The sequence below is a fragment of the Chryseobacterium urinae genome, assembly GCF_030518295.1.
In the GTDB taxonomy this organism is placed as follows: Bacteria; Bacteroidota; Bacteroidia; order Flavobacteriales; family Weeksellaceae; genus Chryseobacterium; species Chryseobacterium mucoviscidosis.
This window is the reverse complement of record NZ_JAULSJ010000013.1, coordinates 19,888-32,459: the sequence shown is the minus strand read 5'-3', so window position 1 is coordinate 32,459 and position 12,572 is coordinate 19,888. Positions and strand designations below refer to the sequence as shown.

The 12,572-nt window shown below is 35.8% G+C and carries 12 protein-coding genes; 3 read left to right on the top strand and 9 right to left on the bottom strand.

Annotated features, from left to right (window positions below; translation table 11 throughout):
• Positions 1 to 53 precede the first annotated feature (53 nt).
• Positions 54 to 689, bottom strand: a complete 636-nt coding sequence (locus tag QWT87_RS10100; protein ID WP_087712242.1) for a peroxiredoxin — start codon at positions 687 to 689, stop codon at positions 54 to 56.
• Between the two features lie 99 nt (positions 690 to 788).
• Here QWT87_RS10100 and QWT87_RS10095 point away from each other — a divergent pair, with 99 nt between their 5' ends.
• Positions 789 to 1,670, top strand: a complete 882-nt coding sequence (locus QWT87_RS10095) for a mechanosensitive ion channel family protein (RefSeq protein ID WP_116097171.1) — start codon at positions 789 to 791, stop codon at positions 1,668 to 1,670.
• Between the two features lie 51 nt (positions 1,671 to 1,721).
• On the opposite strand, the gene QWT87_RS10090 is transcribed toward QWT87_RS10095, so the two are convergent.
• The 8 genes from QWT87_RS10090 to QWT87_RS10055 all read right to left on the bottom strand — a co-directional run bounded on the left by QWT87_RS10090 (position 1,722) and on the right by QWT87_RS10055 (position 10,019).
• Entirely contained in the window at positions 1,722 to 3,929 is a 2,208-nt protein-coding gene (locus QWT87_RS10090) for a reprolysin-like metallopeptidase (RefSeq protein ID WP_302715920.1), read from the bottom strand.
• A gap of 17 nt (positions 3,930 to 3,946) precedes the next feature.
• A complete protein-coding gene (locus tag QWT87_RS10085) occupies positions 3,947 to 4,324 on the bottom strand; it encodes a hypothetical protein (RefSeq protein WP_185208292.1) in 378 nt (125 codons plus the stop codon).
• Positions 4,325 to 4,475: 151 nt separating this feature from the next.
• The gene (locus QWT87_RS10080) at positions 4,476 to 4,967 is read right to left on the bottom strand and encodes a hypothetical protein (protein WP_302715919.1); all 492 of its coding nucleotides are present in this window, start codon (positions 4,965 to 4,967) and stop codon (positions 4,476 to 4,478) included.
• A 112-nt stretch (positions 4,968 to 5,079) separates the two neighbouring features.
• The gene (sucC, locus tag QWT87_RS10075) at positions 5,080 to 6,270 is read right to left on the bottom strand and encodes an ADP-forming succinate--CoA ligase subunit beta (RefSeq protein WP_302715918.1); all 1,191 of its coding nucleotides are present in this window, start codon (positions 6,268 to 6,270) and stop codon (positions 5,080 to 5,082) included.
• A gap of 192 nt (positions 6,271 to 6,462) precedes the next feature.
• A complete protein-coding gene (locus QWT87_RS10070; RefSeq protein ID WP_302715916.1) occupies positions 6,463 to 7,413 on the bottom strand; it encodes a hypothetical protein in 951 nt (316 codons plus the stop codon).
• A 90-nt stretch (positions 7,414 to 7,503) separates the two neighbouring features.
• Complete coding sequence (locus tag QWT87_RS10065; RefSeq protein WP_302715915.1) at positions 7,504 to 8,427, bottom strand: alpha/beta hydrolase; 924 nt, start codon at positions 8,425 to 8,427, stop codon at positions 7,504 to 7,506.
• 81 nt (positions 8,428 to 8,508) lie between these two features.
• Entirely contained in the window at positions 8,509 to 9,135 is a 627-nt protein-coding gene (locus QWT87_RS10060) for a leucine-rich repeat domain-containing protein (RefSeq protein WP_302715913.1), read from the bottom strand.
• A 110-nt stretch (positions 9,136 to 9,245) separates the two neighbouring features.
• Entirely contained in the window at positions 9,246 to 10,019 is a 774-nt protein-coding gene (locus QWT87_RS10055; RefSeq protein ID WP_302715912.1) for a carbonic anhydrase, read from the bottom strand.
• Positions 10,020 to 10,208: 189 nt separating this feature from the next.
• Between QWT87_RS10055 and QWT87_RS10050 the strand changes: the two genes are divergently transcribed.
• Together QWT87_RS10050 and QWT87_RS10045 are read left to right on the top strand one after the other, a co-directional pair.
• Positions 10,209 to 10,886, top strand: a complete 678-nt coding sequence (locus QWT87_RS10050) for a TetR/AcrR family transcriptional regulator (RefSeq protein WP_087712222.1) — start codon at positions 10,209 to 10,211, stop codon at positions 10,884 to 10,886.
• Positions 10,887 to 10,896: 10 nt separating this feature from the next.
• Complete coding sequence (locus QWT87_RS10045) at positions 10,897 to 12,570, top strand: peptidase domain-containing ABC transporter (RefSeq protein ID WP_302715910.1); 1,674 nt, start codon at positions 10,897 to 10,899, stop codon at positions 12,568 to 12,570.
• Positions 12,571 to 12,572 lie beyond the last annotated feature (2 nt).

Genomic DNA, 12,572 nt, shown 5'->3' with positions numbered 1-12,572 from the left:
TTTCGAGGCGATTTTCGTACAAATTAAAACTAAACTATAAAAAATCAAATAAATCATGTATTCGGTTGTGGCGTATATCTCAGATACGGCTTTATTTCTTTCACTCCTTTCGGGAAAATTTTTCTGGCATCTTCCGTAGAAATTGAAGGCGGAACAATTACGTCATCTCCGTCTTTCCAGTTAACAGGAGTCGCGATTTTATGAGAATCTACCAACTGAAGAGAATCCAGAACTCTCAGAATTTCATTGAAATTTCTTCCGGTAGAAGCAGGATAAGTAATAATAAGCCTTACTTTCTTTTCCGGATCGATAATCAGTAAAGAACGAACGGTTGCCGTTGCAGAAGCGTTCGGATGAATAAAATCATACAGTTCAGAAATCTTTCTGTCCTTGTCTGCAATAATCGGAAACTGAACTTCCGTATTCTGTGTTTCATTAATATCTTTAATCCAGTTCTGATGATCTTCTACTCCATCCACACTCAGGGCAATTACTTTGGTTCCTCTTTTATCAAATTCTTCCTTCAGTTTTGAAGTATACCCAAGTTCTGTGGTGCAAACCGGAGTATAATCTGCGGGATGCGAAAACAAAATTCCCCAGGAATTTCCTAAATATTCGTAAAAATTAATATCCCCTGCAGAAGTTTCTGCCTGAAAATCGGGTGCGGTGTCTCCTAGTTTAATTGACATAATATTTTGCTCTTATTAGTCTACAAATTTAGTAGAGTTTTTGGAACTGGCAAATTTTTTGTTGAAAAATTATATCTTTAATCAAAAAAATTTTTATTCATGGAGAAAAGTGGTTTAGGCTATATTGATGTTGTATATAATGTAATACAGAACTGGTATGTAAAATTTGCAGAAATTACTCCAAAACTTATTGTAGGGATTCTTGTATTTTCTTTCTTTTTATTCACCAGTAAATATCTCAGTCAGGGCGCTGTAAAACTTTTCCATAAATTTTTTCCGAAAAGCAAAAAAGAAAGCTCACTGGTTACGTTAATCAGCGTATTCAGATTCCTGATTATGGTAATGGGAACGTTTATTGCGCTGGAAATTATGGGTTTCAGCGGTTTCCTTTGGAAATTCATCGGTAGTTTGGGTGTTGCAGGGGTTATTGCAGGGGTTGCCCTGAAAGATCTTGTTTCCAGTATATTCTCAGGAATGCTGATCGGAATTGATAAAGCCTTTAAAGTAGGAGATTATATTACGATAGGAACACACTCCGGAACGGTACAGGAAATTGGTTTTTTAACAACGAAAATTATAACGGACGACGGTAAGAAAGCTTACATCCCGAATCAGGTGGTTTTTAATGCTCCGTTTTACAATATTACCGCATCCCCTCAGCGAAGAATTATTTTGAATTTCGAAATTCCTGCCGATGAAGATATTTCAAAAGCACAGAAAGGTATGCTCGACATCATCAAAAATCTCGAAAATGTAGATAAACTCGATACTGCAGAAGTTATTTTTACAGATCTGAAACAGGGCGTTTTTAATATTCAGGCTAAATTCTGGATGAAAGTGGGTGCGAATATGGTTCAGCTTAAAAGTGAGGCTTATTTGAAGATCAAACAGCGCCTTGACAAGGACGGAGTTCAGCTTGTAACGCCTACAAGCATCAATATTACGAACGGAGATCATTTAATCAACGAAAATCAGGACTAAATAAAAAGCAACCAATTAATGGTTGCTTTTCTGTTTTTATGAATCAGTAATTTATTTTTTGATGATTAATTTTTCTGTGATTTTTTCTCCATTTTCCAAAACCAGAGAGATCAGATAATTTCCATTCATCAGATCATTAACTTTTACTTGAGTTTCACCTTTGAAACTGCCTTCTTTAATTAATCTTCCTGATGCATCGTAAAGAGTATACTCTGCTTTCTGAGAAGAATTTTTAAGTCTGATATTAACTACATCATGAGAAGGATTCGGATAAATCGAGAAGTTTTTCACATTGGCTTCTGCCGTTGCGAGAACAACCTGAGTAATTGAGAAACTTGTTGTATTAAGTGCATAGTAAATATTTCCTACCGCTTTCACCATAATTCTTGCAGACGAAACATTTTCATTAGGCAGCGTAACATTAGCTGAACCATTGTTCGGAACACTTGCTGCCAACACAGTAGGGAACGTTAATCCTCCGTCTTTAGACAGCAAAATAGATACATTCTGAGTGTTGATGGTTCCTGTATTGGTTCCTGCAACATTCCATGTAACCGGAACGGAGGTATTTCCGTTATAATTTGTTCCTGTTGTTGCCTGTGAAGTTACCGTGAAAGGTCCGTCGTTGGTAACCGTTACCACCATTACATCTCTTGCTGCCTGATTTCCTGTTGCCTTATTATCATTCACCAAAAGAGAAAAATTCAAAGTTCGGGCAACACTTGGGGTAACTTCCCATTTCGGAATCAAATTATTCGCCACAACGGAACTCAGCACCGGAAAATATCTGGACGGAGAAACCGTTGGAGTTAAAGAACGGTAAACCGGTCCCACTGTTCCGGTAGAAACCGGAGGCTGTGTATTGCTTGTATTATCATATTGTTCCCAAAGATATGTTAAAGCATCTCCATTCGGATCTGTTCCCGTTCCCGTTAAAACAAAAGCGGTACTTTTCGGAATATTGTAATCGGCTCCTGCATCTGCGGTAGGAACTCCGTTATTGTTGTTAATTTTGGCAGCACAATCTGTCCCTCTCTGCAAAACAGCATACATTTCAATTACACTTGCTGCATGAAAGTAGGGATCACTGTTATTCTGCACATTATTGGTAGCTCCGCAAATTCCCGCATAAGCCATAATCGTAGATCCGCTTCCCGGTTCGTAAGCTGTTGCGTTATTGAAGTTCCCGGCGCATGAAGAAGTTGCCGCTCTGAAGGTGTGGTTGGCTCCAAACTGATGCCCTATTTCGTGCGCAACATAATCGATATCAAAAGGATCTCCAATCGGAGCTCCCGAACCTGTAACGCCTCTTGCTTTACTGCTGGAAACACAAACTACTCCCAATCCTGCCAAACCGCCACTGTTTGTTCCGAAAACGTGACCGATATCGTAGTTTGCAGATCCGATAACCGCCGTTGTATTGGTCTGGTTTTCGTTAATCATGCTGTTTGGGGTGCCATTGGTAAATGGATCTGTTGAGGCATTGGTATAAACCAACAGATTATTGTTTGCGATCATCACCATGGTTGTGGAAATTGTTTTTTCATAAATTCCGTTTACTCTGGTCATTGTCGTTGCCATTGCAGCCATTGCCAGAGCAAGTGTTCCGCCATGAAAAGTGGTATATTCTCCTGTCGCAGAAAGAGCCAGTCTGTAGGTTCGGAACTGTCCGTCCGAAACCAGAGGCGCTTTATTCGCCGTACCGTTATTTTTTAAGTTACCCAGTTCGTTTTCAATATGACATTCAAAAAGTCTGTCATTTTTTGGAAGATCTTTTCTTTTGTATAAAATAAATGCTGAATTGTCCTTAGTGTAGCTGTCGAGATAACTTACTTCCCAGTTATCAAAATACATGACACTGATTCCGGTAGAAGGTGTCACACTGAAACGGATCGAGTTTTCGGGATGATTTTTTTGCCAACCTGTATAGGAACGGATTTCCGGGAATTTTGCCTGCAGTTCAGGTTCCATTACGGATGCTTCCTGAACGATGTAATCTCTTATTTTCCCATCAGAATCCGGAAATTTAATCACAAGGCTTTCATCTCCCGAAAAACGCTGGGGTGCTTTTTTAAGATCAGCTTTAATTTTTTCAAGATCAGCCTGATAAAGTGCAAAATTATTGGGAGTTGTCCATCTCGGATTGAGATTTTCCCGTTCTATTTTTATTTCTTTTAGTTTTGACCAGTAGTTCTGCTGACCAAAAACCTGTGCCGATACAATCAACAGGCACGAGACGATAAAGGTTTTAGCTTTCATAACAGTAATTTTATATATTAGTATTGAATGGTTACTTTTCTAATAAGCAAATTTTCATTGAGTTTTAATAAAATATCGGGCGGAATTCTGCTTTTCTCATTAAAATCCGGATTGTTGAATTCTTTGACTTTTATATAGAGTGTATTTTTAGAGAAAGTAATCGTATCAATTGAAACATCATTAGAGTTTTTAAGCCGGGGTTTTACGACAATATATGTTTCGGTTTCTGTAAGAGCAGGAATTGGAGAAAATCTGTTTCCTTTATTTTTTTGATGAATGATTTTAAAAATTTCATCCATCTTTTGCTGAGAATTGATAAGGAGAAAATCTTTACGGATTAAAGTAAATGGATAATGATTTTTGTCTTCAAACTGAATTTCTTTTCTTGGAGACATTACTTTATTGCTGGCAATTTGAGATTGACAAGTAAGAAATAAAAAGAGAAAAAAGAATAAATACAATCTCATTTTAAACCTTTCTTGTAAAGATAATGATTTTATAATGAATTACTTATTTAATTATATCACTTTCTTTACATTAAATTGTTTATTTTTTTGAACCTGCATCTTTGGTAATAACACTGTCTTTTTCAGAGATTTTCACACAGGAATCGCTTTCATCTATTTCAGCCTTGCCTATGACGTAATTTTTATTTTCAGGAATAGAATCTTCTTCAATCATCACAAGACCTGTGGTTGCAAAAGATTCTTCCTTCGGTTTTGAGCAGCCGGTTAAAAATAAAATAATAGAAAGAACGGTTAATACAATTCTGCTATTTTGAAAGTGAACAGGAATATATTTAAAGAATTGAGTTCTTACCTTTTCAGATTTATTATCGGTATTTAACTGATGATCATAAAATCTTCCGCAGATTTCATCATCCTGTTTTTCATCAAAGATTTGTAGAATTTCGTTGGGTTGTTTCTGCGTAAAATCAATTACACATTTATTGCAGACGGAACAGAATCGTCCTTTTTCCTGCGGAGACATCATTTCCCAGTTTTCTGAACACGGATTCGGAATGTGCATGTTTTTCATGGCATATTAAGTTTTTCAGCTACAAATTACAAAAGATATTTAATTTGATGAAAAAAAGAAAAAACCGTTCCAAAAAATGAAACGGTTTTAATGTATTTTAAAAATTTCAGTCTTATGCTAAAACTTCTTTTACTTTGTTTGCAGCTTCTTCCAAAGTAATTGCAGAGTGAACCGGAAGACCAGACTCATCAATTAATTTTTTAGCTTCAACCGCGTTAGTTCCCTGTAATCTTACGATCAATGGAACCGGAAGGCTACCCATTGCTTTGTAAGCGTCTACAACTCCCTGAGCAACTCTGTCGCATCTTACGATACCTCCGAAAATGTTGATTAAGATTGCTTTTACATTCGGATCTCTCAAGATGATTCCGAAAGCCGTCTGTACTCTTTGTGCATCTGCTGTTCCACCTACGTCAAGGAAGTTTGCAGGGTTACCACCTGATAATTTGATGATATCCATTGTTGCCATTGCAAGACCTGCTCCGTTTACCATACAAGCAACGTTACCGTCTAATTTTACGAAGTTAAGACCCGCTTCACCAGCTTCTACATCCATTGGATCTTCTTCTCTTGTATCTCTAAGCTCAGCTAGATCTTTGTGACGGAACAATGAGTTGTCATCTAAAGTTACTTTAGCATCTACTGCGATAATTTTGTTATCAGAAGTTTTCAACACAGGGTTGATTTCGAAAAGAGATGCATCAATTCCTGTATACGCATTGTATAGAGAACCGATGAATTTTACGAATTCTTTGAAAGCATTCCCTTCAAGACCTAAGTTGAAAGCAATTTTTCTAGCCTGGAATCCCTGAAGTCCTAAAGCAGGATCAATGATTTCTTTGTGGATCAAATGAGGTGTTACTTCAGCAACGTGCTCAATATCCATCCCACCTTCAGTAGAATATACGATTGTATTTTTACCTTCAGCTCTGTCTAAAAGAATAGAAACATAAAATTCTTTAGTTTCCGTTTCTCCCGGATAATATACATCCTCTGCAACCAAAACAGAATTTACTTTTTTACCTTCAGCAGAAGTTTGTGGAGTTACCAACTGCATTCCGATGATGTTCTGAGCGTTTTCTTTAAGTTTATCCATATTTGGAGAGAACTTTACACCACCCCCTTTACCACGGCCACCTGCGTGGATCTGAGCTTTTACAACCCATCCCTGTGCGCCTGTTTCAGCAGTTAGTTTTTCAGCAGCAGCTACAGCTTCATCTGCGTTGTTTGCAACGAAACCACGTTGGATAGCTACTCCATACTTTGATAAAATCTCTTTTGATTGATACTCGTGAAGATTCATATTATTTTTATTATTTTATTTAATAGTTAAAGGTTGACAAATTTAATAAAAACAGATGAATTATCAACTTTTATTTTAAAGAAAGCAATGTCTGTAAGGATGCTTTTTATCAGTTTAATAAAATCTAAATTACCCCAAAATTATATTGTAAATTTGCCCTTCCTAAAATGTTGTAACCAAAGGCAACTGTACTTATTTTCCGAAAATATTTTTAAAAATTTTACCGAAAAAACCTTCCTTCTTTGTTGTGGCATTCTTAACAGGTTCTTTTACATCAGGCGAAAAATCAATTTTTATTTCATTAAAAATCTGCGCTCTGTAACTCACTCTGGCAACACTTTGAAACTTTTCTCTGGAAATACTGGAAACCGAATCTTTCTCTCCGTTTTCAAAATTATCTATTTCTATATAATACTCCAATCCCTGCAAAGCTTCATTTAAAAGATCTTTTACGCTATTAATTGTTTCTGCCCTGTTATCAAATAATCTTCCCAATACTTTAATTCTTTCTCTTCCCAGATTCATCAGATAAATTTCAAACTTATCTTTAAGAAGAATCTGCATTTCATTTTCTGCTGCGTTAAACTCAAAGTCCGGATTGTGTTCTACTTCCATATTAAAAGCCATCAGAACCGCCAGAAAAGTAAAATTGAGGATTTCACCGTTGATGCCGCCTTTATCAGTAAAAAAAGTTCTGGTGAAAGGATAAAAGTGCCAAGAATCATATTGAAGATCAATCGCATGAAGCAGTTTCATATGTGCGGAATGAAAAACATCTTCATTTTGGGTTTTCAAACCGTTCTGTATCACAAAACCATTTGAAGCACATTTTCCTCCGAAACAGTCTACTTCAATATACACCACTTCCAGATCTCCGTTCTTCTTAGAAAATTCAACCGCATGATTTTCAGATTCAGAATAATAATCTTCAACCTCATCCTGATTCCTGAAAAACTGATCCGGAAACTGTTCAAAAGAATATTCCTTAAATTTGTTATTCGCCTGACAGACAATCCCTCTAAAAGGTGTAAAAAATTCCCTGATATTGTAAAACTTAAAATGTTCGGTTAACCTATTTTTCAGATCTTCTTTCTCAGATTCCTCATTAATTTTGATAATAATATTATATGTTCTGTAACTCATGTGTTATTAATTTCATTTAGATCTCAAAGATGCATTGATTTTATGAACAATCAAAATTCAAGAATACTGATTATTGAAAATACTCCTTATCTAAAATTCTCTTCCAAGAAGAAACTCCAAATGCTTCGAAAGTCTTTTTGCCCATGCTTCCTCGCTGTGATTTTCACCGGGAAAGTATAACGTTTTCCAGTTCTTTTCAGAATAACCGTGTTTTCTGATAATTGCATCTACTTTTTTCTGAATTTCAGGATACAGCGCATCCAAAGTCTGATCTCCGCAGTCAAAATAGATTTTGTGAGTTTTAGAATCTGGTACATTTTTATCTAAATAGCGTAAGACAGACGCCGGAAAAGGATTGTTTTCATTGGTAAAAGTTCCTATCCAGTGTGTAGAAAGACAGGCTGCTCCACCGAAAATCTGAGGATATTCGCAAATGGCATACATGGAGATCAGTCCGCCCATACTGCTTCCTGCAATAAAAGTATGAGATCTGTCTTTAAAGGTTGAATATTTTTTGTCAATCAAAGGCTTCAGTTCCTTCACCAAAAACTTTAAATAATTGTCTGAATTGGGATAAAACTTTTCATTGGCTCTTCCTGCTTTTTTCAATTGATGATTAACGGTATCTTTTTCCATTGCGGATAAACTTTCAAAAGGTTTTTGCGGAAAATAATCAAAATGCCTCATCTTGGAGTCATTCCAGATTCCTACGACAATGGTATTCTGTATTTTTTTAGATTTAATCAGTTCCGCAACAGTTTCCTCCACATTCCAGGATTGTTTGTTCCAAGTGAGATCAGGATCGTAAAGCATTTGTCCGTCCTGCATATACAGAACTGCATATTTTTTAGTTTTTGAATAATCTTCGGGAAGCCATACATCTATGTTTCTCGGTGTTACAAACTGAGATTTAAAATCTGATATTCTTTCAATCTTTCCGCTGCTCACTTTCGGAATCTGCGCCTGAACTATGGAAAATAGAGCAACCACAACAATTAATAAAAATCTGTACATCGTTTATAATTTATCACAAAGATAATTATTGTAAGAGATGATTATTTTTTATCTTTTATTATGATATAAGGCGTTTTGTTTTTAAAATCTTAAAAGTGTTCCATACTGAGAATTAAGCCTGTCAATATCACTTGGCACAAACAAGTTATCATTGAGATAGATATTTTTAAGGTTCTTCATTTTACTCTTGGGAAGATTAAAATCCTTAAGTTGATTATCGTTCAGATAAACTGATTCTAAATAGTTCAGTTTCCAAAAATTAGCAGGAAGTTTCTTTAATCCGTCGTTTTCTATATGCAATACTTTCAGATTTTTCATATTGCTGATCAGATCAATATTTTTAGAGAGATCAATATTTTTTTCGTCATTCAGAAACAATTCTTCAAGATTTTTGAGCTGAATAAAATTGGAAGGCAGCACCCTGAAATCATTACCACTCACATCCAAAACTTTTAACTTGGATAAAAAGCCGATCTCATCCGGAATTTTTTTGAGGTGGAGATCTTTCAGACTCAGATATTCCAGGTTTTTAAATTTTTTCCAGTCGACATTTTCTATATTTTCTGTTGCCAGATTCAGATTAAGCCTTAATACTTTCTCAGGATTTTCATTGGCTTCTTTAATATTTTTAAACTCATACCTCTCCTGAGAATTAATCATTATTCCAATGAGCAGGAAAACAAATGTCAGTTTTTTTAAAATCTTCATTTTGATAAGTTTTAGTTAAACAAATGCGGGCTGTAGATAAAAGTAAAAGTATATGAATCAAAATTAAATATGAAAGAAAAATTCAGCCCGCATACAATGTTTTCAGTTATTTATTTTTTAGCTTTGGGAAGATTCACAAGCGTTTCAGGTAAAAACTCTACTTTTCCTGTATGGATATCATATACAGCTCCCACAATTAATATTTCTCCGTCTACATATTTTTTGTGCAGAATAGGATCTAAATCCCGTAAAGAATTTACCTGATCTATTACATTCTGGCGGACTGCATTATTTACCGGATCACCATGCATATGAGAACTTTTAACGGCTGCAGGTTTTATGTCATTTATCAAAGTAACAATATGTCCCGGAACATTTTCCGGTCTTTCCACCGCGGCTGCAACAGCACCGCATTCTGTGTGTCCCAGTACAACGATTAGTTTGGTTTTTAGCTTCAATACCGCAAACTCCATACTTCCGTAAGATGCCGCAGCCGAAACCTGACCTGCCGTCCTAATGATAAATAAATCCCCTAAACCTTGATCGAAGATCATTTCATTGGGCACTCTGCTATCTGAACAGCCTACAATTATAGCAAAGGGAGCCTGACCATTTTCCAGCTTTTTAATAGTCTCATAGTTTTGTCGGGGTTTTATACTTTTTCCTTCAATAAATCTCTTGTTTCCGCCTTGCAGTTTTTTAAGACCCAGTCTTGGATCTGCATAAGCAGAATCACGATTAACAATATAATGTTCTGCACGCCACTTCACAGAATCCACAACTTTTACCGTTGTTTTTTTATTTTTCTGCGGTTTTGTTACCTGTGCGAATGAAAAGGTTGGGAGTGCAAAAAAAGCAAAGAGTAATAAAAAAATTCGTTTCATTTTTTCAATTATTTAATTGCCTACTTTTTAATACGGTGTTCGGCTTTTCCGTCTTTCATGTTTTCATAAATACAACAAAAACTATACCAAATAATAGTATTACTATCATCAATAATAATGTAAATATTTATGGTATGGGTTTTGCTTCAAAAAACAATAGTTGTAAATTTGTAATACTAAAAATGAAAAATGGAATTTCAGGTAAAATTTAAAGTCAACGAATACTTATATCTTAAAGATCCCGAAAACAGCGAGATCGGACGTGCCATTGTAAAAAATTCAATAGAACTGATCTACGAGACCGGTTTTGAAAGTTTTACCTTCAAAAAATTAGCTCAAAAGATCAACTCAACAGAGGCAACGGTTTACCGGTATTTTTCTTCAAAACATAAACTTCTTACTTATATTCTCAACTGGTATTGGTCTTACATTGAATTCATTTCCAAACTGAGGCTTCAGGAAATTAAAGAACCTCAGCAAAAAATGGAAAAGATCCTAGAAATCATTACGCATAATGATGAAACTGATGATAAAATAGAAGATTATGATCTTACAAAACTTCACAACATCGTTATTGCAGAAAGCAGCAAAGCATATCTGGTAAAAGAAGTGGACGAAATCAATAAAGAAATGGTTTTCAGTCCGTTAAAAAGTTTATGCGCATTTATCGGAGAAATCATTGCAGAAGCAAAAACAGATTTTCCTTATCCGAAATCACTTGCAAGTACCTTACTGGAAACCGCTCACGATCAGCAGTTTTTCAGCGAACACCTTCCGAAACTTACCGACAATCATATCGACAGAATAGATCATAAAAAATATGTTTTGGATTATCTGCGTTTTATCACCTTTAACCTTATAAAATAATAAAACACAAATGGAAACTTCTCCTAAACAGCACGGTTACAACCTTTTCAAATACGTCACCAAGGAAAAGAAAGATGTTACCAACATTTATTTTTACGCCATCCTGAATGGTCTTGTTCAGCTGAGTGTTCCGTTGGGAATACAGTCTATCGTCAGTTTTGTAATGGGAGCTACGATGGCAACTTCTATTTATATTCTGATCGCTTTTGTGGTTCTGGGAACCTGGCTTGTAGGCTATTTCAGGCTGAAAGTAATGCAGATTATTGAAAAGATTCAGCAGAAAATTTTTGTTGAATTTTCTCTTGCCTTTGCCGAAAAACTTCCGAAAGTGAATCTTTCAGCGACACGAAAATATTATCTTCCCGAACTGGTTAATCGTTTTTTCGATACCCAGAATCTTCAGAAAGGTATTTCTAAAATCTTACTGGAAATTCCAACCGCGCTCATCCAGATTTTATTCGGAATCCTGCTTCTTTCATTTTACCATCCATGGTTTTTGGTGTTTGGAGCTTTGGTGGTGATCTGTGTGGTCATTATTTTCAGATTCACGATGGAAAGCGGAATTAAATCCAGCATTGAAGAAAGCGACAAAAAATATGAAGTAGCTTCGTGGATTGAAGATATTGCCGCATCTATCAAAACATTTAAGCTGAATTCAAAAACAGGAGCACATCTTTCAGGAACCGACGAAAGAGTGGTTAAATATCTCGACGACCGAACCTCACACTTCCGCGTTCTGGTTTTCCAGTATAAAACCATTATTGCTTTTAAAGTGGTGATTACTTTGGTGATGCTCGTTATCGGAACTTACCTTTTGGTGAATCAGCAGCTTAACATCGGAGCGTTTATCGCAACGGAAATCGTTGTTCTGAGCATTATGGCGGCTGTGGAAAAGCTTATCATCAGTCTGGAAAGTTACTATGACGTGATTGCAGCTTTGGCAAAACTGAATAAAGTAACCACGCTTCAGGAAGAAAAATTCGGGGAAATTACCTTCGATCAGAATAATGACGGTTTTGAAGTTGAATTTAAAGACGTAAATTTTGCTTTCAACGATCATCACAAGATTCTGGAAAACATCAATTTTAAGATTCCTGAAAATAGTTTAACTGTCATTTCAGGGCAGCTCGGCGCAGGAAAATCTTTACTGCTGAATATGATGACCGGATTTTATGATCCCACTTCCGGAAGTATTTTATTTGATAAAATTCCTTTAAAAAATATTGATAAAGTATCGTTAAGAAGCCAGATCGGGATGTACCTGGAAGACATGACGATCATCAAAGGAACAGTTTACGAAAACATTGTTCTCGGACAGAATGAAACCTCCGCAGAACAGATTCTGGAAATTGCCGAAGAAATAGGCATCGAAGATTTCTCCAGCCAGTTCAGCAACGGATTCTTTACCAACATCAGCGAAACCGATACGGAAATATCCTTCAGCTCTAAAAAGAAAATTCTTCTTCTGAGAGCTTTGGTAGGCGAAAGAAGACTTTTAATCCTTGAAGATCCTTTAGACGGAATGAACGATGAATTCAAAACAAAAATGATGGAGTATCTTTTAAAACTGAAAGAAAAAACAACCATTATCATCGTTTCGGAAAACAAAAATCTAATATTGGAAGCCGATCAGCATCTTCAGGTAGAAGACGGAAATGTGAAAAAATTATTTAACAAAAACTAAAA